This is a genomic window from Pseudomonas sp. CGJS7, from assembly GCF_036961695.1.
Window position 1 is genome coordinate 227,678 of record NZ_JBAMDI010000001.1, and the last position, 23,516, is coordinate 251,193.

Annotated in this window: 21 protein-coding genes; 14 read left to right on the top strand and 7 right to left on the bottom strand. The window is 54.3% G+C overall.

Annotated features, from left to right (window positions below; translation table 11 throughout):
* The first annotated feature begins 26 nt into the window (after positions 1-26).
* From V7787_RS01080 to V7787_RS01125, 10 genes are all read left to right on the top strand, one after another.
* Positions 27-800 (top strand): SDR family NAD(P)-dependent oxidoreductase, encoded by a 774-nt coding sequence (locus V7787_RS01080; RefSeq protein ID WP_336084905.1) that lies wholly within the window; start codon positions 27-29, stop codon positions 798-800.
* 176 nt (positions 801-976) lie between these two features.
* Positions 977-1,747: an IclR family transcriptional regulator gene (locus tag V7787_RS01085; RefSeq protein WP_336084907.1), complete on the top strand. Its 771-nt coding sequence runs from the start codon at positions 977-979 to the stop codon at positions 1,745-1,747.
* On the top strand, positions 1,744-2,535 hold the full coding sequence (locus tag V7787_RS01090) for an IclR family transcriptional regulator (RefSeq protein WP_336084909.1): 792 nt from the start codon (positions 1,744-1,746) through the stop codon (positions 2,533-2,535). Before V7787_RS01085 ends, V7787_RS01090 begins: the two co-directional genes overlap by 4 nt.
* A gap of 572 nt (positions 2,536-3,107) precedes the next feature.
* Positions 3,108-4,457 (top strand): MFS transporter, encoded by a 1,350-nt coding sequence (locus V7787_RS01095; RefSeq protein ID WP_336084911.1) that lies wholly within the window; start codon positions 3,108-3,110, stop codon positions 4,455-4,457.
* 75 nt (positions 4,458-4,532) lie between these two features.
* On the top strand, positions 4,533-5,888 hold the full coding sequence (locus V7787_RS01100) for an OprD family porin (protein WP_336084913.1): 1,356 nt from the start codon (positions 4,533-4,535) through the stop codon (positions 5,886-5,888).
* A gap of 425 nt (positions 5,889-6,313) precedes the next feature.
* Positions 6,314-7,612 carry a homogentisate 1,2-dioxygenase gene (gene hmgA / locus V7787_RS01105; RefSeq protein ID WP_336084915.1) on the top strand — a complete coding sequence of 433 codons (1,299 nt, stop codon included), beginning with the start codon at positions 6,314-6,316 and terminating at the stop codon, positions 7,610-7,612.
* Positions 7,613-7,626: 14 nt separating this feature from the next.
* Positions 7,627-8,922, top strand: coding sequence for a fumarylacetoacetase (fahA, locus tag V7787_RS01110; protein WP_336084917.1), 1,296 nt, complete (start codon positions 7,627-7,629; stop codon positions 8,920-8,922).
* Positions 8,922-9,560, top strand: a complete 639-nt coding sequence (gene maiA / locus V7787_RS01115) for a maleylacetoacetate isomerase (protein ID WP_336084919.1) — start codon at positions 8,922-8,924, stop codon at positions 9,558-9,560. Before fahA ends, maiA begins: the two co-directional genes overlap by 1 nt.
* A gap of 47 nt (positions 9,561-9,607) precedes the next feature.
* Positions 9,608-10,975, top strand: coding sequence for an MFS transporter (locus V7787_RS01120; protein WP_336084921.1), 1,368 nt, complete (start codon positions 9,608-9,610; stop codon positions 10,973-10,975).
* A 471-nt stretch (positions 10,976-11,446) separates the two neighbouring features.
* A complete protein-coding gene (locus tag V7787_RS01125) occupies positions 11,447-12,403 on the top strand; it encodes an MBL fold metallo-hydrolase (RefSeq protein ID WP_336084923.1) in 957 nt (318 codons plus the stop codon).
* 539 nt (positions 12,404-12,942) lie between these two features.
* Here V7787_RS01125 and V7787_RS53000 read toward each other — a convergent pair.
* A complete protein-coding gene (locus V7787_RS53000) occupies positions 12,943-13,371 on the bottom strand; it encodes a DoxX family protein (RefSeq protein ID WP_400711155.1) in 429 nt (142 codons plus the stop codon).
* A 179-nt stretch (positions 13,372-13,550) separates the two neighbouring features.
* Between V7787_RS53000 and V7787_RS01130 the strand changes: the two genes are divergently transcribed.
* Positions 13,551-14,342: an IclR family transcriptional regulator gene (locus tag V7787_RS01130; RefSeq protein WP_336085080.1), complete on the top strand. Its 792-nt coding sequence runs from the start codon at positions 13,551-13,553 to the stop codon at positions 14,340-14,342.
* Positions 14,343-14,522: 180 nt separating this feature from the next.
* On the opposite strand, the gene V7787_RS01135 is transcribed toward V7787_RS01130, so the two are convergent.
* Positions 14,523-15,572 (bottom strand): EthD domain-containing protein, encoded by a 1,050-nt coding sequence (locus V7787_RS01135; protein WP_336084925.1) that lies wholly within the window; start codon positions 15,570-15,572, stop codon positions 14,523-14,525.
* Positions 15,565-16,761 carry an MFS transporter gene (locus V7787_RS01140; RefSeq protein WP_336084927.1) on the bottom strand — a complete coding sequence of 399 codons (1,197 nt, stop codon included), beginning with the start codon at positions 16,759-16,761 and terminating at the stop codon, positions 15,565-15,567. Before V7787_RS01140 ends, V7787_RS01135 begins: the two co-directional genes overlap by 8 nt.
* Positions 16,762-16,903: 142 nt before the next feature.
* Here V7787_RS01140 and V7787_RS01145 point away from each other — a divergent pair, with 142 nt between their 5' ends.
* Positions 16,904-17,827, top strand: coding sequence for a LysR family transcriptional regulator (locus tag V7787_RS01145; protein ID WP_336084929.1), 924 nt, complete (start codon positions 16,904-16,906; stop codon positions 17,825-17,827).
* Positions 17,828-17,833: 6 nt separating this feature from the next.
* Here V7787_RS01145 and V7787_RS01150 read toward each other — a convergent pair whose 3' ends face one another.
* Positions 17,834-18,757: a LysR family transcriptional regulator gene (locus V7787_RS01150; protein WP_336084931.1), complete on the bottom strand. Its 924-nt coding sequence runs from the start codon at positions 18,755-18,757 to the stop codon at positions 17,834-17,836.
* A 147-nt stretch (positions 18,758-18,904) separates the two neighbouring features.
* On the opposite strand from V7787_RS01150, the gene V7787_RS01155 reads away from it, so the two are divergent.
* Both V7787_RS01155 and V7787_RS01160 read left to right on the top strand, forming a co-directional pair.
* Positions 18,905-20,032, top strand: coding sequence for an alkene reductase (locus V7787_RS01155; protein ID WP_336084933.1), 1,128 nt, complete (start codon positions 18,905-18,907; stop codon positions 20,030-20,032).
* A gap of 144 nt (positions 20,033-20,176) precedes the next feature.
* Positions 20,177-20,920 carry a hypothetical protein gene (locus V7787_RS01160; RefSeq protein ID WP_336084935.1) on the top strand — a complete coding sequence of 248 codons (744 nt, stop codon included), beginning with the start codon at positions 20,177-20,179 and terminating at the stop codon, positions 20,918-20,920.
* A 70-nt stretch (positions 20,921-20,990) separates the two neighbouring features.
* On the opposite strand, the gene V7787_RS01165 is transcribed toward V7787_RS01160, so the two are convergent.
* The 3 genes from V7787_RS01165 to V7787_RS01175 form a co-directional block, all read right to left on the bottom strand.
* The gene (locus V7787_RS01165) at positions 20,991-22,352 is read right to left on the bottom strand and encodes an MFS transporter (protein WP_336084937.1); all 1,362 of its coding nucleotides are present in this window, start codon (positions 22,350-22,352) and stop codon (positions 20,991-20,993) included.
* Between the two features lie 71 nt (positions 22,353-22,423).
* Complete coding sequence (locus V7787_RS01170; protein ID WP_336084939.1) at positions 22,424-23,272, bottom strand: fumarylacetoacetate hydrolase family protein; 849 nt, start codon at positions 23,270-23,272, stop codon at positions 22,424-22,426.
* Between the two features lie 15 nt (positions 23,273-23,287).
* On the bottom strand, positions 23,288-23,500 hold the full coding sequence (locus tag V7787_RS01175) for an acetyl-CoA carboxylase biotin carboxyl carrier protein subunit (RefSeq protein WP_336084941.1): 213 nt from the start codon (positions 23,498-23,500) through the stop codon (positions 23,288-23,290).
* Between the last annotated feature and the right edge of the window lie 16 nt (positions 23,501-23,516).

Below are 23,516 nucleotides of genomic sequence, written 5' to 3' on the forward strand. Positions count from 1 at the left end.
CGATCAAATAACAACAAAGGTTTACCATGAAAAAACTGAGTGAAACTCGCCTGTCTGTTGCCGGAAAGCTGGTCTTGATTACTGGTGCGGCTCAAGGAAATGGCAAGGCTGTCGCGCACGGTCTCGCCGAGCAAGGCGCCAAAGTCGTCATTGTCGACATTGATGGCGAAGGTGCTACGAAAACAGCCGAAGCGATCTGCGGCGTAGGCAATCAGGCGTGGGGCTTTGGGCTGGACGTTAGTGATCAGGAGGCTTGTGAGCGTCTGGCCGCGGTGATTGTGGGTGAGATCGGTGACATCGATGTGCTGATCAATAACGCTGGGATTTTGAAGCGAGTAGTATTTGAATCACCAGCTGTTTCGCAGGCTTTAGCTGACACGCTGGCGGTGAACGTGACGGGGCCTTTCAATGTCACAAAGGCCTTTCTTCCTTCTCTGAAGAGAACCAAAGGCAACGTGATCAATGTCGCGTCGATTCAGTCCTTCGTCGCAGCCACTACGTCGCCTACCTATGCGATTTCAAAGGGCGCAGTGGCTCAGATGACCCGAACCCTGGCAGCGGAACTGGCGGAATTTGAAATCCGAGTAAATGCGGTTGCGCCTGGCATGTTCGCTACCGCCATGTCTGCAAGTACACGCGGAAACGAAAACGCCCTCAGCACCTTCTTGCAGCATGTTCCGATGAGACGTGCAGCTGATCCCGATGAGCTCGTTGGGCCTATTACGTTTCTTGCTTCCGCCGCGGCTAGCTACGTTACAGGTGTCGTTCTGCCTGTAGATGGGGGCTACCTCGTCCATTGATCCCGGCATTTCACCTGCAGAGAAGCCTTTAGGAACGGCACAATGTACCTGTGTCTGTTGATTGCGGTAGACGGTTGGAGGCGATACAGTGCCGCTTTTAACGCATTGACCAGTTATCGCATGCAGAACAGAGCAGGTATTCAGGAAGGGACACTGCTTGCTGATGGAGACATTCGATGAAGTCGTCTCAGCGGGGAGTGCAAAGCGTTGAGATGGCGGGGCTGATCCTGCGCACGATTGTGGAGCAGTCCCGTCCTCTCAGCCTCAAGGAAATCGCAGACCTTGTCGAAACCCCTCCGTCACAGGTCTATACCTACCTCGTTAGCTTGACGCGTGTAGGTCTTCTCAAGCGCAATGACTACACCCAAGCGTTTGAGCCGGGGCAGCTTTCGTTCCGGCTCGGCGTTTCGGCTCTTTATCGGCTTCCGAAAGTCAGCGAAGCGATTCCAATCGTCAATGAGATTGGACGCCGCCTGGAAGTCAACGTATTTGTGGCTGTCTGGAGTCGACACGGCCCGATCGTAGTGCACTATGCGGAACACGGTACGGTGCTGAGTATCGGCTTTCGTCTTGGTACGGTTCTTTCTTTAACCAGGACTGCAACAGGCCGACTGTTCGCTGCCTACCAGCCTCAGGAACTGTCGGCGTCTGTAATCGAAAATCAGACCTTCACCAGAGACAGCCTCGAGACATTCCAGTCCGAAGAATTCAAAGAAGTCTTGGATGAAATTCGGAGTGCCGGAAGATCTGTCGCACAAGGCTACCCAACCCCTTCGGTATCTACCATATCCATTCCCGTCTTTAACGATGCAGGGTGTCTCTTGCTCACAATGACAGCATTTTCCGCAGCCGCCAGCTTCGATTTGGCACGGATTGCTGAGGTAACCAATGAGATGCGCGCGGCATCTGAGCGTCTCATTAATGGATATGCGGAAGGCAAGCCATGAGCGAGCATGACGAGAAAAGCCCTCGCGGCATCCAATCTGTTGAGGTGGCGGCTGAGCTGTTAGAGGCGCTAACGCTTCTTCAAAAACCTGTATCTTTGAAGGAGTTTGCCTCAGCTGTAGGCATGAGTTCTGCGCGTGCGTTTCCCTATTTGGTCAGCTTGGTACGCTCCGGCCTGGTTTTCAAAGATGAAGAGACAGGTCTCTACGAGCCTGGATTGGTCGCACGAGATCTAGGAGTGCTGGGGTTGCACTTCCTCAGTCCCACCCATGAGGCGGAGCCGGTCGTCAAAGAGCTCGCTGCAGCCACGGGCCACGCAGTTGTACTCAGCGTTTGGGGATCTCTTGGCCCTACTGTGGTACGAATGGAGGAGGCTCGCTTCAGTCTTTACTCTGAGATCCGACTTGGCTCGGTGATGTCGCTGACAAATTCTTCGATCGGTCGTACATTCTCGGCCTGGCTGCCCCAATCGGCCTTGCAGAAAAACCTGTTGCTTGAAGAGATCCGTGATGCGGGCTCTAGTACTGCGCGCCTCGATCTCCCTAGCTACCTTGAGCAACTCTCCTTGATTCGCGAACGCGGCGTGGATGTCCAACGAGATCGCCCGATGCCAGGGTTGAGCTCGCTGAGCGCACCTGTGTTCGGGCTCAACGGAGAAATCGTATTTACCCTTACTGTATTTGACGACACGAATGCCATGAACCTTTCGGTGGATGGCGAAACTTCGCTTACGCTTCAGAGAAGTACTCAGAAGCTTTCCAGGCAATTGGGTCATTATTCGACCCCTTGAGCTTCGGCCTCTGTAACCGTACCTGGACATCCAAACCTTTGCCCCTTTCCAGGTAGCCCGGCGCTAAGCATGCTCAGCCCAGAAGTGGGGCTGAGTGACGTTTGCTAGCAGCGAAGTAACAATATTCTTAAGCGCTACGGGTCTGAATCCACAGCAAATGCCATGAAAAGTGCAACGCTTTTACAGCGTTGTTTTGGTCTGCGCTTGTCCAAAACGACGGAAAAACACGCCGTCTTAGGCCAATTTAGTCGATCGGCCTCCCTTCGCCTTGTAAGACGTAGGTCACCCCACTGGACTGTCAGCCTGTCTATCTCAAGCGCTTTGGGGAGCGTCTTTGAGCCGTTCTGAAGGGCCATCAAACGAAGTGAACCAAGCCGATTAAGGCCGCGGGGGCGCGCCTGAATGGGGGTCGGACTTATGGAATTTGCAATTGACAATATGATTTGCTATTGGCAAATTCAGCCCCGCGGTTCCGGCTTACGCCGGATTCGGCACAGCGGAGGCACGACTCCGGCAGGATGCCCCGAGACGCCTTCAAAGGTCGTTGAGATAAAAATAAGAGAGTCACGATGATGAATACGCAATCTATAGGCACGCCTGTGGGTCAGGGAGTGTCGGCATCCGGTGAGGCGCTGCTTTTTCGTAAGGTTTTACGGCGGTTGCTGCCATTCTTATTCCTTGCCTACTTTTTTTCTTTCCTAGATCGAGTAAACATTGGTTATGCCAAGCTTCAGATGCAGCCGCTACTGGGTTTTACTGATTCCCAGTATGGACTGGCTGCGGGCATATTCTTTCTGGGATACGCTTTCTTTGAGATTCCAAGCAATCTGCTGATGGAGAAAACCGGCGCGAGAGCCACGCTGACCCGCATCATGGTGCTGTGGGGTATCACCTCAGCGTTGACTATGTTTGTATCAACCTCACTGCACCTCTACATTCTCAGATTCTTCTTGGGTGTATTTGAGGCAGGGTTCTTTCCAGGTGTAATTCTCTATCTCAGCTATTGGTTCCCCAGCTACATGCGTGGACGGGTAACATCCCTCTTACTTTTAGCGACACTGGCAGCACCAATCGTCGGCGGGCCGATTTCTGGTCTCATCATGCAAAACATGGAAGGTATTTACGGCTGGGCAGGTTGGCAGTGGATGTTTTTGCTTGAAGCACTACCCATCATTTTCATTGGGATATGCTGCTTCTTCTATCTCAGTGATAAACCGTCCCACGCCACTTGGCTGACTGCAGAAGAAAAAGCCATTCATCAAGAAATTATGGTTCGTGATAGCGCCGCTAATGTGAGTGCCGGTGGTCATGGTAAGGAAGCGATTTTCTCGGCGCTGACAGATCCTCGAGTCTATCTTTTGGCATTCCTGGCGTTTAGTGCATATTGCGGCTCATATGCATTTAACTTTTGGCTTCCTACCATGATCCAGCAGATGGGCATAAAAGATGTTTCAACCATCGCGCTTTATGCCGTAGTTCCTTTCTCGATGGCGGCTCTAGGGATGCTGGTGATAGGGCGGAGTTCTGATCTGAGGCGGGAGCGTCGCTGGCACTATGCTTTGAGTATGATTTTTGCGGCAGTGATGTTGGCAGCAGCCAGTATTTGGCAGCACTCCCTCGTCGTTTCACTACTGCTCCTGGGCTTGGCAGGTTTTGGCTTCAGCGGCGGTGTCACTGTTGCATGGGCGCTGCCTGCGACGTACCTAAAAGGAAGAGCGGCTGCGGCAGGCATCGCGCTGGTCAGTTCACTGGCAACGCTCAGCGGCTTTGTTGCCCCATGGCTAATTGGTGTCGCACGTGACTTGACCGGTAGTAGTAGTGCAGGGCTAGTCAGCATTAGCGGTATGATGCTGCTTTCAGCGCTTGCCATGATTTTCATCATCCCAAGTCGAGCAACATACGTCGCACCTAATCCGAACTGAGAACACTCATGTCAGCCACCTCGCTCGGTGGTGATGGCGTTCGTCGTGTGTATTATAAAAACAAGAAGATTAATCATGGCAAAAATTAACAACGGCCTTGTGCCACTGATGGCCATTGCAATTGCAATGGCACATACGGTACTCGCGACAGCTGCTGAAAGTAACGGGCTGATCGGTGATAGCCATCTGGATGTACTGGCAAGAAATTTCTACTTCAATCGAGATCTTCGTAACGGCTTATCTAACAATTTGGGTCGAAATGCATTCAAGCCGGCCGATGAACGTAATGGTTATCGTGAAGAATGGGCGCAGGGCTTCATAACAAATTTTGTATCGGGTTTCACTCCTGGCTTGGTGGGGGTCGGAGCTGATGGTCATTTACTTGCGGCCTTCAAACTAGACAGCGGAGGAGGGCGAGCGGGCTTGAATCTTCTCAACGTCAACAGCGAGGGGCATCCTAGTGACAGCTACGCTGAAATCGGAGGGTCACTAAAAGTCCGCGCATCTAAAAGCGTGCTTCGCTACGGCTCACAGATGCCGGCCACGCCAGTTTTCGCGGTGAGCACTGTCAGACTACTTCCGGCGACTGCAACTGGGTGGTCGTTGAATATTAATGAAATAGACAATCTAAATATTGACGCTGGTCGCTTTACATCCATTAGTGGCGTGGATTCCACTAATAGTGATGATGACCTGACTACGGACTATGCGGTAGGAATTCACTCCAAGCGAATTGACTATCTGGGGTTAAACTACAAAGAGGGTGAGTTTTCTGCCAGCATTTACGGCTCAGAACTTCGAGATGTATGGCGTCAATATTATTTCGGTGGAAAATATAGGATCATCCTTTCTCCTGATCGGTCTGTGTCTTTCAACTTTAACTCATATAGAACTACCAGCTACGGTGCGGAAAATGGTGGGGAAATTAATAATTTCGCTTGGTCGCTGATGTCAGGTTATAGCCAATCGGGTCACACCTTTAGCGTAGGTTATCAAGCCTTGTATGGCGACGAGCCACTTGATTGGGTGGGCTTTGGAACGATGGGAGGAAACGTTCTCATGGGTAACGCGGTTCAGTACGCGACCTTCACTGAAGCCAACGAAAAATCTTGGCAGATCCGCTACGACCTTAATCTGGCGGCTTACGGGGTACCTGGGTTGGCGTTCATGACGCGCTATGTCCGTGGAGATGGAATGGACAACGATGGGAGTTCCAACACCCGGTACACGGCCAGGCACATCTACGATGATGACAAGGACAACAAACACTGGGAGCGCGATATCGAGATCAAATATGTCATTCAAAGCGGGCCCGCAAAAGACCTATCGCTGCGGTTACGGCAAGCGACTCATCGCGCCACCACGGGTTACCGATACCTTGACGTAGATGAATATCGATTCATTGTTGAGATGCCTATCAACGTGTTTTGAGCCGTTTGGATTCCCCCTCCGCACCTCACTTTGAGTCATTGACACCCAGCTGGCGATTGCACTCAGTGGGACGATAGGTCAGCGCAATGCTGATCATCTACATGCGCAATCAGCGATCGCCAGCCGATGATGCTGGCGAATCGCACTCAGCTTCCTGGTCGTCCCATACGCCTCCCGAGCGCATACCCATATGACCATCGCTGACAGCCTTGGGGGTAGTACAGAGCTCTCTCCCGCCCAAGGCGGGGGTCTGAAGTGTCTGCCAGCCCTCATCCTGAGTCCCTCAAATGTTGAGAAAGATCCGACTGCGTTGGACTGTCAGACGCGATCTCACCTGCGACGCTTGACCGCACCTCATTACGGATTTACGATTTGCGTAATCGAGTTACGAAAAATAAAACGCACACAGCGACGCAGGAGGAACGATGAGCACCAACGACAGCGGCATCGGGTATCAGTCAGGATTCGGCAACCAATTTTCCAGTGAAGCAATCGCGGGCACGCTGCCGATTGGCCAGAACTCCCCCCAGCGGGTAGCTCATGGTCTCTATGCGGAGCTGTTCTCTGGCACTGCCTTTACGATGCCTCGCCATGAAAGCCGTCGTACTTGGATGTATCGAATCCGTCCATCTGCATCCCACCCGACTTTCAAAGCGATTCCTTCACCTATCCCAGAGGGTAATTTGGCACCAGCCAACCCCAACCGTATGCGTTGGGATGCGCTTGAAGTGCCGGCAGAGCCTACTGACTTCGTGGACGGCCTCCGCGCAATGGTTGCGAACTCCAGCCTGGATCATCCCAGTGGAATCACAATCTTCCATTACGTAGCAAATCGTTCGATGGAGCGAGCGTTTTACAGCGCCGACGGCGAGCTCTTGATCGTGCCTCAGTTGGGTAAGCTTTTGCTCGTGACTGAGCTGGGACGTATTGAGCTGCAGCCGCTGGAGATTGCTGTCATCCCTCGTGGCATGAAATTCAAGGTGGAGCTGCTCGGCGCATCGGCCCGCGGTTATATTGCCGAGAACCATGGTGCTCCGTTGCGACTACCCGACCTGGGGCCAATCGGAAGCAACGGCCTGGCCAATCCTCGCGACTTCCTCACTCCAAATGCTTGGTTTGAGTCCGAGCAATCGCCAACTCGATTGGTGCAAAAATTCCAAGGGAGCTTCTGGGAAGCTGAACTGGATCACTCGCCGTTCGACGTGGTCGCTTGGCATGGCAACAACGCTCCGTACAAATACGACCTGCGACACTTCAACACCATCGGTTCCATAAGCTTCGACCATCCAGATCCATCCATTTTCACTGTGTTGACTTCCCCCACGAGCGTTCCTGGACTCGCGAACCTTGATTTCGTGATTTTCCCTCCTCGCTGGTTGGTCGCGGAAAACACCTTCCGTCCGCCATGGTTCCACCGCAACCTGATGAACGAGTACATGGGGTTGATCGAGGGTGAATACGACGCCAAGGCTGATGGCTTTACCCCCGGTGGCTCCTCCCTGCATAGCTGCATGAGCGCTCACGGCCCAGACGCCCAAACCTCCGAACGCGCCATGGCAGCCAACCTGGAACCTCAGAAGCTTGATGGCACCATGGCCTTCATGTTTGAGACACACCAGGTACTCCGCCCTACGAAATTTGCGCTGGCTAGCCCCGCGTTGCAGGGCAATTACGACGCATGCTGGGAAGGCATCGCTGGAAAATTTGAAAGCACAAATTCCTAATTGAGAGAGTAGTGATGAACAGCTGGGTAACTTCGGCCAATGGCCATCCTGATTTTTCGCTGGCCAACCTGCCATTCGGTGTTTTCAGCGTTCAAGGCGGCGAGCGCCGCACTGGCGTTGCTATCGGTGACTTCATCTATGACCTTAAAGTCGCCCTCGAAGCTGGCCTGCTGACCGGCGCAGCTGAGGCAGCGGCGGAGGCTGCGGTAGGCGGATCACTCAACAGTTTCTTCGCCCTGCCACGCCAAGACCGCAAGGCCTTGCGTGAGCGTTTGATTGAGCTGCTCGGCGAGAACGGGGCTGAGGTCGAAATTCAGCGCCAATTCGGTGATCGATTGCTGATCGAGGCTTCTCGCTGCAATCTGCATGTGCCTGCTCGCATCCAGGACTACACAGACTTTTACGTTGGCATCCATCACGCCGAAAACGTGGGCAAACTCTTCCGCCCGGACAATCCGCTGCTGCCCAACTACAAATATGTGCCAATCGGCTACCACGGCCGTGCATCAACCATCGTTCCGTCCGGCCAGCCTTTTGTACGTCCTTCAGGGCAAATCAAGCTTCCTGATAGTGATGTTCCAATCCATGCACCTTCCCGCCGCCTGGATTATGAGCTCGAACTGGGTCTTTGGATTGGCCGTCCTAACGGTCTGGGCGAGCCGATCGACATCCGCGATGCACGCGAACATATTGCTGGATTCTGCCTGTTGAATGACTGGTCGGCCCGCGATATTCAGGCCTGGGAATATCAGCCGCTGGGCCCATTCCTTTCCAAGAGTTTCGCGTCGACCATTTCACCATGGGTCGTGACTGCCGAAGCACTTGAACCTTTCCGCACGGCCCAGCCTGCTCGGCCGTCCGGTGACCCAGCTCCGCTTCCTTATCTGCTGGATGAGGAAGATCAGAGCACGGGCGCTTTTGATATTCGTCTCGAAGTTCTGCTCCTAACCGCAAGCATGCGAGAGGAGGGTGCCGCACCATACCCGCTCAGCGCAAGCACTACGCTTAACATGTATTGGACGTTCGCGCAGATGGTGACTCATCACACTGTGAATGGTTGCCAGCTTAACCCGGGTGACCTGTTCGGTACCGGCACGCTGTCTGGGCCCACCACCGAGTCGATGGGCTCTCTGCTAGAGATGACGCAAGGCGGCAAGCACCCTATAACGCTTCCAAACGGTGAAAGCCGGACGTTCCTCGAGGACGGTGACGAGATCATTCTGAGAGCTCGCTGCGCTCAAGATGGCATTGGGTCGATCGGCTTCGGTGAGTGCCGTGCGGTGGTTCTCCCTGCCCGGGAGATCCGTTGATGATCCTTTACTCCTATTACCGGTCGACGTCTTCGTACCGGGTAAGGATTGCTCTGGAACTGAAGGGGCTGTCGTATGACGTTTGCCCCATCAATCTGATCAAGGACGGCGGAGAACACCACTCCGCTAGCTATCTGGAGATCAACCCCCAAGGCCGCGTGCCTGCCTTGGTAGATGAGTCGGTTCGGGTTATTCAATCACCGGCGATTATCGAATACCTGGAAGAGGCATACGCTGACAAGCCGTTGCTAACTGGTAGCCCAGCAGATCGAGCGTTGGCGCGCTCGATTGCAGGCATCATTGGTTGCGATATCCATCCTCTACACAACGTGTCTGTGCTGAACAAGCTACGAGCGGCTGGACACGATGAGGCCTTCGTCAATCAGTGGATTCAGGACTGGATCTATAGCGGCTTCCAGGCAGTGGAGGCCCTGATTGGCGAAAACGGTTGGGCACTCGGTGAAAAGCCTGGTCTCGCTGACGTGTACCTTTTACCGCAAATTTACGCGGCCCGTCGATTCGGCTTGGATCTGACTGAATTCCCCCGAATTTCGAGGGTTGAAGCACTGGCCGCGGATCATCCAGGGTTCCAGCGTGCACATCCTGCGAACCAGGTCGACACACCGCCTCCGACGTAAAAAGAGCAATTCTTACGTGGCCTCACAAGAATAATCGGATTGCCATGATGAATAACCAGATTGAAGCCTTCCGTGCGGCATTGGATCAACGACCGTTTTCTCGGTACCAGTTCCGTACACTTGTTTTACTGATCCTCCTGCTCGTCTGTGATGGTTACGATGCCCAGCTTCTGGGCTTCGTAGTCCCTAACTTGGCGCAGGAATGGGCTACCCCGAAAGCGGCGTTCGGCATTGTGTTCACATGCAATCTGATTGGCCTTACCCTGGGTTCACTGTTCCTTACACCACTCGCAGATCGATTCGGGATCAGAAAAACCTTACTGTCCTGCGTGTTGTTGTTTGCTGGGCTTACGCTCCTGTCCGCTTGGGCACACAACATCGAAACCCTAGCGGTGATTCGCTTCCTGTGTGGAGTCGGCATGGGTGGCGCTATGCCGAGTGCGATGGCGCTGATGGCTGACTACGCACCGCCTCGCATGAAGACATTCTTTGTGACTTTGGCGGCGTGTGGCTTTTCGTTCGGTGGAGCCGCTGGTGGCTTTGTCGCCGCGAGTATGATGGAGCATCACGGCTGGCAAAGTGTATTCATCGTCGGCGGGGTAGCGCCATTGGTTCTGCTGCCATTCCTTTACCTATGGTTGCCAGAGTCCTTGGCGCGGCTGTTTAGTGCCAAGCATCTTGGCCAATCGCTTAAGAGGATGCTTGCCACTCTGGTACCTCAGTGGACTCCACCGGCGCCTGTTCTTGAGCACGGCAAAGCACAGAAGGTGACTATCGCGGATCTGTTCCGCTACGGTTATTTGAAGCCAACCATCTTCATCTGGTGCACGTGTGTATCTACCTTCATCCTGCTCTATTTCACTATCAGTTGGTTGCCTACGTTGCTATCGGAGGCCGGTTTCTCTACTAGCGCGGCGAGCCTTGCAACATCCTCCTTCCTTGCATCAGGAACGGTCGGCGCTATCGCGTTCTCGTACCTGGCGGATAAGGTCAAGAAAAAAGTCTGGCTACTCGGTAAAATCATGGCGGTCTGCGGTATTGCAACCGCTGCGATCGGCTACAACCATGGGATACCTACGCTGACTGTCTTAGCCGTGATGATCGCTGGCTTCTGCCTGATCGGTGGTCAGTTGACGTTGAACGCACTGATCAGCAATTTTTACCCCCCTCACATCCGTGCGACCGGTGTAGGTTGGGGATTAGGTATCGGCCGTTTAGGTTCGATCTCTGGGCCATTGATCGGTGCCATGCTCATCTCAATGCAACTACCGCTCAGTACCGTGATGCTCATCGCCGCGATTCCGGCAATAGTAGCGGCGTGCCTTATCGTGAACATCTCTCATCCGGACACAGCTTGCGAAAAAAAGATACAAGAGGTTGATAGCCTCCGCCCGACATCTTTAGCTTCCAAATAATCAGGTCTGCGGAAAGTTGTAGACAACTGCTAGATTAACCTCGCCCTGTCGCGTCTCTGATGCGGCGGGGTTTTTTTCGTTTAAAAAGATCAAGAGGTTTCGCTGCAGAATGCCCACCGTACGTCTACAGTGTCTATTGTATGATTGTTTGCCAAGCTTCCTAACGATCTGAGGAGTTTCCAACCTGAACACCTCCAAGGAGGCGGAGGTAGGCATTGAAGACAACCATTCAAAGGAGCCAGCGGCTGAAAGCTTTTTTCAGCCGTTTGGCGAATCATAGGCGACTCTGAGTCAACACTCTTGCGAAGGCTGCTGTATATATAAACTCTGTGTAGCGGATTAGGATGAACTCAGGACAGTCGCTCAAACCTATCGTCAGCTGGGCGCTTAGTTGGCCTGAATAAGGCGCCGAGCATCAAATGACATTGAAGCGGCCGATATGTTCTACATCTAATTCTAAGGAGAATATCCATGGCCAAAGCCTTTGCCTCTTCGACTGACACCGTCGACAAAATTGAAACGCTGGAAGTGATTGCTGACGGTGTATATGCCTTGACCGCCGAAGGTGATCCAAACGTTGGCGCCATCGAAGGTGAAGATTTCCTGGTTTGCTTCGACGCACGCGCTACTCCGGCTTCGGCTTACACTTGGCTCAAGCAGCTCCGCGAACACACCGACAAGCCTGTGAAGTACCTGATCCTGAGCCACTACCACGCCGTGCGCGTGCTGGGCGCCAGTGCTTTCGAGGCTGAGAACATTTTGGCCAGCACTGCCACCGCGAAATTGATCGAGGAGCGCGGTCAGGAGGACTGGGATAGCGAGTTCGGTCGTATGCCGCGCCTGTTCAAGAACCCAGAAGAAATCCCAGGACTGACTATCCCCAACATTGTCAGCGACGATTACACCATCGAGCTGGGCGGGGATCGCGGTACTCTGGAAGTTAAATTCCTGGGTCGTGGCCATACTGCGGGTGACCTGGTCGCTTGGCACAGCAAGAGCAAGACTCTCTTCGCCGGCGACCTGGTTGAAGCAGAAGCTGCACTTTACACCGGTGATGCCTTCCACTTCGACTGGGCGGGTAAGACCCTGGATGGCGTCAAAGCCTTCCGCGCCGAGAACGTTGTCGGTGGTCGAGGCGCAGTTGCCAAAGGCCTCGAAGCTTCGGATGCCGCCATTGAACAAACCCGCTCGTTCATCAACGGGATGCTGGAGCATGTTGGCAACGCTCACCGCAACGGTGGCACTGTCAAAGATGCGTTCGAAGCAACTCACAAGGCCCTTGAGCCGCAATATGGCCAATGGCCGATCTTCGAACACTGCCTGCCGTTCGACGTTCAGCGGGTCTGGGACGAGTACGAAGGCGTTGAGTGGCCACGCGTGTGGACTGCTGAACGCGATCGCGAAGTGTGGGCTCTGCTGCAGGGCTAAGGCTCACGCCTAGTTTCCAACTCCTTTGTTTAGGGACAGCTTGAAGTTTTGACGGCTATGAACATCGTGTTTTGTCCCCACAGAGCGGCCTAGGCCGCTCTGTTTTTTTGGATGTAAATTATCTCCCATCCCATCCAAATCCACCGTGAACAATTTGATGAGCATCGGCTTCACAGGCAGCGAAAAATCCTACGGATGACTTTCACACACCCGTCTGGGTTCACCTCACACCTTTTGCCCGAGCCAATCAACCTAACTGAGCCCAAGTTCCGTTGCGAGAAATAGCTTCCGTCTGACGTTTGATCAAGAAGCAAGCTCCATTTCCCCGCAGACACTGAACTCTGATGCTTGCCAAGGTCACGCTCCATATTGTCAGGCAAAGGTCTGAACCACGGCGCGCGTGCATTTCGTCACCCCCGCTATCTCGTTCGGCCATGTAGCATCCTGGTTCGAGACCTGAGAGATTTTGTAGATGACTCTCTTTATCTCTAGCCAGTATCAGACCCTGTACAGGATGGGGTCTGATACCGATAGCTAAGTCATTTTGACAGTCGGAATACCCCTAGCTGCCCAGGGCCGACAGCGTATAGAGCCAAGAAACCACCTGCGATGGCTACGTTCTTATAGAAATGAGTAAACATGGCCATGTATTGCTCCGGAGGTACCGACCAATACGCATGACCGATGAAGCCCGTTACGAGGGTATAGGCGGCGAAAAATAGCGCTAGAGGTCGGAAGCACACCCCCAGCAGTAACAGGAGGGCGAGGGGCCCCTCGATCGCAATGGCTACGACAGCGAACAGCGTGGGGAAGGGGGCTCCTACTTTGGCCATCGATGCGATTGTCTGATCCAGGTGCATCACCTTGATTACAGCGAATATCAAAAACAGAGCGCAAAGAAATACTCTCGCGATTACCGGTGCTAGGTTCATGCTAGCGGAGGGCGAGTGGGGCTTCGCATAAATCATTCAGCTTCTACCTTGAGGAGTGGTTCAGAAGCGCCAGCGAGTGGGGCAGTGCTTCGCCAGCGGGATAGCCAGGCGGCCATAGGAATTTTGTTATGCGTAATCAAATTACGCAAATGATAATTTGCAGCTCGTTCGACCAACGCGCTATAAAGCCGGTTTACACGATAAGAGTCCGGGCTATGGAAAATGTGCCAGCTCCAGCTGCCGCAAATAAACAGACGGTGAGATCTGCGGAGGTTGGGACTGAGATTCTGCGCGCGCTTGCCCAGCTCTCACCGTCCACCTCTCTCAGTGCGTTGGCCAAATTCATCGACATGCCGGCGGCCAAAATACACCGGTATCTACAAGCGCTGATTACAAGCGGGTTCGCCGAGCAAGATGAGCAAAGCAGCCATTACAGGCTTGGCCGTGAGGCTCTGTATGTAGGGTTAGCGGCGCTCAGCAGTGTAGATATCTACCGAAGTGGCGGCAGAGCCCTCGTGGAATTGCGCGATGCCATTGAAGAGACATGCTTCTTAGCAGTTTGGGGCAGCGAGGGAGCAACGGTCATCCAGGTCGAGCCAGCCCCCAGGTCTGTGACTGTCGTCACGCAGATTGGATCGGTCTTACCGATCTTTCGGTCTTCGACGGGACTCGTTTTTGGCGCCTATCTGCACCACCTTGATTTCCAGCATTGGCTCGACAAAGACACCGCCCAGCACAAATCGTCAGACGCATTGCGCAGGGAAGATATCGAGGCGCAACTCGCCGGCGTGCGCGACAAGCGTATGTGCTCGATCCGCGGGCTGTTTATGCCTGGAATCAATGCTCTATCGGCACCAGTCTTCGACGCGTTCGGGAACATCAAGGGTGTGCTTACAATAGTCGGGTCGGTATCAAGCTTTGCTGCTGAGCTGAACAGCTCTCAAGCCCAATTACTGGATCAGGCTGCCAGGCAATTGAGTGCAGAGCTCGGGTATCGTGAGGAGTAGATGCGCTCATGACGGAGCGGAAGCGGGTGTAGAGCTCGTGTGCAGGCTGGGTGAGTGCATTAACGGTTGTCTTGGATCTAAATGCCACGCTCTCGATCTGATGCCACAAATGCGTGGTAAGTGGCTCAGGTCGAGAGCATGAACTCGATAAGTGAAGGCGGCACCTTCACCGTATGGGAATCACAGCGAATCGAACACGCTGAAGGGAGTAGGTTGCTCTTCAATCGCGGTTGTTTTCTCGAAGATGAGCCGATTGACAATTGTCATGCTGACTGACGTCCACCATTCACCAGCACTGGTGTCGATCATCAAACCCTCGTCTTTAGCAATCGCTTGATAGTCTTCGCTACGGAGGAAATCCTCCAGGTCGTTTAGGCTTGCGAAGCTGAGCAAACTGACCCCGTCGAATTTGCTCGCTTCAGGGTGGTAGAAAGCCTCACCGGGTTCTGTTGGGCCAATGCTGTGTAACTGAACATAGCGTCGCACCAGGCCACCGGTATGCTGCATGAAGGTCGGAGCATGTTCATGCAACCACCAGTGTTGAAATTGAGCGCGGGTGGTTCCGACCTTCCGGACGTGTAGCTTGACCAAGGTGATAGGCTCGTTGTCCGAGGTGCTTGGCAAGACGATGTACTGCTTCGCGGGGATTGGCGCAATGTTTCGGAACATCGCGTGGTCTTCAGGAGCGATCTTGTTTCGCACCCGCTCATTTCCGAACACAACTGCCATATCTTCCAGTCGGGCGAAGTGTAGGTACGCCACTCCGTCCCATGATGGGCGGTGATACGGCGGCACGTGCCCAACGATCGTAGGCCACAGCTTTCCGTGTTCATCAACTGGGAACTGATAGGGGGGCGCATTGAAGCTGGTGGGGCCCGGAGCGAATCGGTGAAGCTGGTCGTACCGCAGCAGACGCTCAAGAGACTTGTCATCCGATTCTTCAACGTGCACGAATCGTGGGCCGTGAACCTTGCGCCAGTATTCACCCCAATGCTCGAAGCTGAGATTCGGATCGCCCTCAAGCGCGTTTTTAGAAGGATCGGCCGCAGGATCCTCGATGACGTTGCCATCATTATCAAGGCCGAAGCCCTGCGCACGGCTGCGCTCATTCAGCGGCGTGTTATCTGACCGGGAAAGGAGTGAGAACAATACAGTCAACGGTGCCCGCTCGGCCAACTTGGGCTCGATGTATGGAGTGCGTAGCAGGCGATCGTGTGTGGTGTTAGGCATAACGCTGTTCCCGTTTCGGTACATGGTGAAGATAGGTGACGGCCAGGGCGGCAATTCCTGAGAATGCAGCAAAGATGAACATGCCTCGGGCGCCGAAATTCGTGAATGCGAACGTGCCGATTGCCGCGCCTACGGCCATACCGGCCATGGCTCCAGCCATCATAAGTCCGTTCAAGCGGCTTCGTGCTTGAGGGTCAAGGCTGTTGATGATGCTCTGATGTGACACCAATCCAGCTTGTACACCCAGGTCGAAGAGCACGGCACCCACAGCTAGCAGCGCAAGGCTGGGCGGAAGAGCTGCCATGGCTACGAAGGAGACGATCACCAGAGCGCACCCTGCTCTGATTGCGATTAGAGGCCCACGTCGATCTGCCAAGCGACCGAACAGGGGCGCTGCTAGAGCACCGGCTGCGCCGGCAATACCGAACGAACCTGCTACACCAGCCCCCAAGTGGAATGGTTCCGCAGCAAGCACCAGGGCAAGGCAAGACCAGAAAGCACCCAAGGTAGCAGCCAGCAGACCTTGGACAATCATCGCCAATTTCAAAGCCCGGTGTTCTACCCAAAGCGTCCACAGACTCGCGAGCAATTTTGTGTAAGGCGTGCGCAGAGGAGCAGGGGTAGGAGCCAGCGTCAGGAATGTGATCAGGATAACCACCAACATCAGCCCGGCAGCTAAGAATTGCATCTCTCGCCAGCCAAAGCTGTCCGCAACAAACCCACCAAGGGTGCGAGAGAGAAGGATGCCAGTAAGCAGCCCGGTGGTGACCATCCCCACAGCATGGCCACGCGACTTCTCTGGTGCGACATGAGCCGCAACGGGAATGAAATCTTGGCCTACGCTGCCAAGCAGGCCCACGACCATACAAGACACAAGCAGGATATTCAGGCTTGGTGCGGTGGCGGTAGCAATGAGGGCCAGAACCAGGATCAGGGATTTGATGATGATCAGCTTGCGCCTCGAGATCACATCTCCGAGGGGAGCCAAAAGAAGCATGCCCAGTGCATAGCTGATCTGGGTGAGGGTGGGAACCCAGCCGATTTGCTCAACGGTGGCGCCCAGATCGGACTTCACCAATTGAAGACTGGGTTGGAGATAGTAAACGTTCGCCACACCGAGGCCTGAGCAGACCGCGAGCAAGAACAGCTCGACGTTCAGGGGCAGCTTTGAGGGGGTTACAGCGTTCATGTTGCTTCGTATCTCGTGTTACGACGGCCCCCTGACGCAGGGAACCTTGTTGTGCATATGCTATTGACGAATTTGCTTGAGATATACCATGCTGTGATCGCAATAGAGTTGACTATTGGTCGTCAATCGGATGTTTAGGTAAATGAACACAGCAGATCCTTTCCGTGGCATCTCAATTTTTCTCGAAGTAGTCGATGCCGGGAGCTTTACAGATGCAGCCGAACGCCTGGATATGAGCAAGTCGGGGGTTGCTAAAAGCATCTCGCGGCTGGAGACCACGCTTGGAACGCGGCTCTTTCATCGCACCACGCGCAGCCTCACGCTGACAGACGAAGGCACACGCTTTAGTGAAGGCTGTCGTCGATCGCTCAATGAACTCAAGCAGGCCCAGACACAGTTGCTCGCTCAGCAGCAGGAGCTGAGTGGGCGTCTTCGCATCACACTTCCTATGGTGTTAGGCAAGCGGTGGGTGCTGCCCGAGTTGCTGGAAATCGCCAAACAGCATCCTGCGCTCGAGCTGGACATCAACCTCACGGACAGGCTTGTAGATCTCGTGGAGGAGGGTGTCGACCTAGCGATCCGCATCGGGCCGTTGCATGACAGCGCTACATTGATAGCGAAGCCGCTGGGCGTTCAGCGCGCGGTGCTATGTGCCGCACCCGAATACCTAGAGGAGAATGGGTATCCATCATCGTTGGAGGATCTTCACTCTCACGCCTGCATCACATTCGGTAGTGGTGGCCAGGCCAGGTCATGGTATTTCCTGGACGAGAATGGGCACAGCCACTCCATGGCCATCCGCGGCCGTGTCGGCCTGAACGACAGCGGTGCGATTCTGGTGGCCACTCTTGCAGGGTTCGGCATCGCTTTGATTGCAGACTGGCTGGTTAATGAGCATCTGGCTGCCGGACGATTAGCGGTCGTGTTGCCCGAAGTGAAGACGGTCGGCTTCCCAATTCACGCTGTTTGGCAGCGAAATCAGTTGCTCTCTCCAAAGGTTCGGCATGTGGTTGATCTGTTGGCGGAGCGGTTCGTCCCGGAACAGCCTTGGGAGGTTCGAGGCTAAAGGTCATCAAAAGCGATCCCAATAGGGCGGGGAGCCGATCTGCTCAATGAGAAATGCGGAGACTTCCCGTACTTTGCGTGACCGAAGCTTGTTTTCTGGCGAAAGGAGCTGAACCTGCATTTCCTCGGCTGATGCGGAAACGTCCCAATCGCTGAGCAACCTGACGAGGTGTCCGTCTTTGAAGCTCCCTAGGTTGAATAGCCAGCTGGGGAAAAGGACGATACCTTGGCCCGCGATGGCTGCTGCTACTAACACCTCTGCATTGTTGCTTCTGAGAGGGCCGCTCACCGTGAGGGAGTTGAATTTTTGATCTCCTGGGCGCTTGAAGAACCAGCGCTGCGCACCCTGATCGCCTTTGTAGAGGAGGCAACTGTGTTGAAGCAGATCTTCAGGCGTGCGTGGGATGTCGTGGACAGCCAAATAGTCTGGACTTGCAGCCAGGACATACCGCTGACCGCTGACGACCCGGCCTATCAGCCCTGAGTCGACGACCTTGCCCACCCGTACGGTAACGTCTGCACCTTCCTGAACGGGGTCGATAATAGCGTCCGTGAGCGTCAGCTCTACTGTCAGATCGGGATACTTAGCTTGCATGCTGGCGAGCAGCGGAGCGACATGCAGTCGTCCTAGCGCTACGGGCGCATTGATCCTGACCAGCCCCTTGATTCCCGTATCTCCCTGAACCATTTCCTCCGCAGCAGCGTCCAGCAGGCCTATGGCTTCTTGTACTTGTAGGTAGAACCTTTCTCCCTCCTCGGTCAGTTTCACGGCCCGGGTGCTGCGGTAAAAAAGCTGACGACCTAGCTCCTTCTCCAAAGCTGCAATGAATCTCGAGACCGACGAAGCGGGCACTTCATAGTGCCGGGCTGTCGCTAGAAAGCTGCCGGTCGTGGCCACCATCAGGAAGTAGCGTAGAGCTTTGATCTGCATGGCTGCCTATCTTGTTCGATGAGAAGCTTGGTGATTGCAGTAATCGCAATTTAATTTTGCCAATTATAGCTGTTGTTGCAGCAATGCAGGGTACCTACCATTGGATATCCACGTGCGTTATGCACCAGCTTCTTGGAGTCCCTACTCATGACTGACCTCTTCAAACCGTTCGACCTTGCAGGGCTTAGGCTACGTAACCGCGTTGTCATGGCTCCGATGACACGCTCCCGAGCTATCAATGATGTGGCCGATGAGTTGACGGCTCTGTACTACACGCAGCGAGCGACTGCAGGCTTAATCATCAGTGAGGGCACGTCGATTTCCAATGAAGGGCGCGGTTACCTCTTCAATCCCGCCATCCATACCGCAGAGCAGATCGCCGGCTGGAAATTGGTTACGGATTCGGTGCATTCCGTGGGTGGACGCATATTCGCCCAGCTGTGGCACGTAGGACGTATCTCTCACCCTTCCATCCAAGACGGCGGCGGACTACCGGTGAGTCCTAGCTCATTGCAAGCGAAGGGGGCGACGGCGTACGGGTACAACGAACGAGGTGAGCCAGATCAGGTAACTCCTCCAGCACCGCGTCCTTTAACAACTGCAGAGGTGGAGCGAACCGTTCTTGATTTCGCGCAAGCGGCGGCAAACGCTATGGAAGCCGGTTTTGATGGAGTGGAGATTCACGGTGCCAATGGCTACCTGCATGAGCAGTTCCTGAACCCAAAGGTGAACGATCGCACCGATAAATACTCAGCTGATCAGATGGACAACAGGTTGCGCTTCACGCTTGAGGTGATCGATGCAGTGATAGCCCGGATCGGCGCCAACCGGGTGGGTATCAGAATCTCGCCGTACGGGCAGCTGTTCGACATGCCCCTGTATGACGAGATCGATGCAACCTACGTCGCGCTAGCTCGAGAGATCGCAAGACGCGAGCTCGCTTACGTACATGTCATGAACCAGGACAGCTTTGAACGCATTGATCGAGGTGTCCAAGGAGAGGCAGTTGGCGGATTCTTTGCCCTGTTAAAACAGATTAAAGCTGAGCTGCAGGACACCGCACTGATCTTAGCTGGCGGTCTGAACCGGTCGCTGGCGGAAGAACTGGTATCAGAGGGGCAAATCGACTTGGCTGCCTTTGGACACACGTTCATCAGCAATCCCGATCTGGTCGCTCGACTCGAACATGGATGGCCATTGACTCCAGCTGACAGAGAAACGTTCTACGGTGGTGATGCGAAAGGCTACGTCGATTACCCGGCCTATCGACCGTAATCCTGGAAATCTGCTCCACGCCTGGCTGGAATTGCGGGAGGGGTTTACTGGTCTGGGGTGGATCGGGCGCGGGAAAAAGAGGTGGTCTAGAGTGGATGGGAAGCCTTGCTATGGGCCTTTACCCAAACCTTTTGAGTACCGCGAATGAGCCGATCGTCACGACGTCGCTACGACAAAGAATTTAAAAAGATTTTGAGGAAGGACGGTGATAGATGTGGGATCTGTCGAAAGCCTCTGGAGCATAACTGTCAGACTTTCGGGGGATTCACCGCTGACGGCACGACGACTTTGACCTCCGAGTGCTGCCGTCACTTACTGCACACCCTGATGGGGTCTGGGGTGTATGTGAATCAAAATACCGACGCTATCCGCAGTGTCCTCAGACAGATGCCGCAAGGGCAGGGCCCCGCCACTGACGTCATTGCGGCGGCTGAGCGCATGCGCTCAGGCGTCAACTCAATTGATCGGTTGACCCAAGAAATGATGGCAAAGGGCGGTCTCACTTCTAAGCCCACCGGTATTTCTCTGACGGAAACACCTTGGAAATCGGACGACGCCGCCTGGTTTGATCGGAACAAGAATCGCACCCACAGGATGCGGCAGATCTACCCAGGAGAGTTTGAAACCCTTCCACCCGAGTATCAGCAGCTCAATATTCCAGATGATCATCGCCTGGAAATAGTGGTACGCCAGGTCAAGAAGGGTCAGCGCATCAGGTCTGCGTTTTGTCGAAACCTGTCTGTTGAAATCCCTGATACCGATGAAGTCATACATGTGATCTTTGACTGGGTGGCTGGGGGTGGAAACGGCGCAGGAGTGATGACTGCTCAGGAGCTTGCGGAGCTAAGCAGCAGATACAAAGCATCGTCATCTGGATCTCGTCATTGAACCTATTCCCACCGCGATCTTGAATGCAAAACGGCACGCTTAGCGTGCCGCTTTCTTAGGTTTGCCAAGATTATGCTTCGGAGCTGCCCACGTGAAGCGCTCGCTTAGGCGTTAGGAAAATCATCGCAAACGCCGCGAGCACCATGATGAAGCTGATGACATAGAGTCCTGCATGGTCTTTCCCTGTAATGTCTCTAACGAACCCGATCAGCGCAGGCCCGACGAAACCACAGGTAACACCGAGGCTGCTCACCAATGCGATCCCCGCTGGGGCTGCCTTGCCTTTCAGATACGTCGAGGGGATTGCCCAGCAAACGATGATCGCTCCACTGAACCCAAACGCGGCGGCTCCCAGGATCAGTAGCGAGAGCAACAGAGAGTCATTTGATAGCGTCGACAGCGAGAGCATCAATGCACCAAACAGTATGCTTGCGGTGTAATGCCAGCGTCTTTCTCGTCGCAGATCCGAGCTCCGCCCGATCAACAGCATCCCTAAGGCAGCACATGTGAAGGGGAACATCGCGTAAAGCGCGATATGCGTGAGATCAGTCACACCCATTTTTTGAATGGTTGTCGGCAACCAGAAATTGAAGGTGTAGGTGCCGAGCGCGCTGCTGAAATATAGGAATGCGAGCACGTAAACCTTCGGATCCAGAAAGGCAGCGAGCAGTGCGTCCTTGTGCTGGTGAGACCCTTGCTGATCGTCAGCGCCTTTCTGATCTTTTTGCATCACCTGTCGATGTAGCACTTGCTCATCCGCTGACAGCCAGCGCGCCTCCGAAGGTCTGTCGCAGAGCACAAAGAAGCAGACGACCCCGATCACGATAATCGGCAAAGCCTCCAGGAGAAACAGCCATTGCCAACCCGACCAGCCGCCAACGCCGTGGAAGTGTTGCATGATCAACGCTGATATCGGCCCGCCGAGTATGGGGGCGACCAGGGTTGCAATCATGATCGTGGCTGTCGCACGGCCACGCATGTAGCTTGGGTACCAATAGCTGAGATAGAGGATCACACCTGGGAAGAAACCTGCTTCAAATACACCAAGGAAAAAGCGCAAGATGTAAAGCTGCTGAGACGTGGTGACGAACATGGTCATGGCGGAGGTCACCCCCCACAGAATCATGATCCGTGTCATCGTCCTTCGCGCCCCGATCTTGTCGAGCAGGATGTTGCTGGGGATCTCAAAAAGCGCGTAGCCAATGAAAAAAATCCCAGCCGCGAGACCATATTGGCTCTCAGAAAGACCGAGCTCAGGAGCCATTTGCAGTTTGGCGTAGCCGATGTTCACCCTGTCGAGGAACGCGAATACGTAGGCGATGAACACGAGTGGCATTACGCGCCAGGTGATTTTTCTGAACAGTGCCTTCTGCGATGAGAGAGTGCAGGCGTCAGCATGCACCCACTGACCGCTGTCAGTGGTGGGTTCCATTTCAGTGTCCTGTATTGTTTTTGTCGTGGACTGCAAACGGGGGCCGAACGGCCCCGCGCTGAATTGGTGACTTACTGCTCGTCGATTACGCGATTTCGAAGAGTGCCTATACTGCTGACTTCGACCTCAACCACGTCGCCAGCTTTCATCCACAGCGGTGGTTCCCGAAACGCGCCGACACCACCTGGAGTACCTGTAGCGATGACATCCCCCGGCAGGAGCTCTGTGAATGTTGAGATGTAGGCGATGAGGTCAGGCACCTTGAACAGCAGATCGTCGATTCCGGAATGTTGCACCACTTCTCCGTTGAGCCGGGTCGTGAGCACCAGCTTGTTCAGATCGGCGACCTCATCTCTGGTTACTATCCATGGCCCGAAGCTGCCGGAGGCTACGAAATTCTTTCCGGCGGTGAACTGCAGGGTGTGCCGTTGCCAGTCTCGGATCGAGCCGTCATTGAAAACGCTGTAGCCAGCGACGTGCTCCAAGGCATCCTCGGCCTTGATATGACGACCACCCTTGGCGATTACAACAGCCAATTCACCCTCAAAGTCGAAAGCCTTGGACGCGGCCGGCAGTATCAGCGGCTGATCATGTCCAACCTGTGCGCTTGAGAAGCGTGTGAAGAGAGTGGGGTGCTTCGGAACCTCTCGCCCGGTCTCCTCAATGTGCTTGCTGTAGTTCAAACCAACGCACAGAACTTTGTCTGGGTTTGGTACGGGGGGAAGCCACTGAACTGCGTCCACAGGGATCCGCGGAGCATCATTGAGACTCCCGATAAGATCCAGCCCCTCAGGACATGCGAGTACAGATTTGAGATCAGGGTATTTGACCGCGAGCGACTGCCCTGCATCCGTGATGTGCTCGTGCTCGACTACACCATAGGAGGCGCGGCCGTTATGGATAAAGCTTGCCAGTTTCATAAATGCCTCCTTGGCTCATTCGAGGATGATCAACACATCGCCTTCGTCTACCGTATCCCCCTCAGCTACCCGGATCTCCTTGACTGTTCCGGCTTCATCGGCCTCAACGGGGATCTCCATTTTCATGGATTCCATAATGATGACCTCATCGCCAAAGTCGATGGCCTGGCCTGGCTGAATATTGATTTTCCAGACGTTGCCGGCCATCTGCGCTTTGATCTGACTCATTGAATATCTCCGGTAT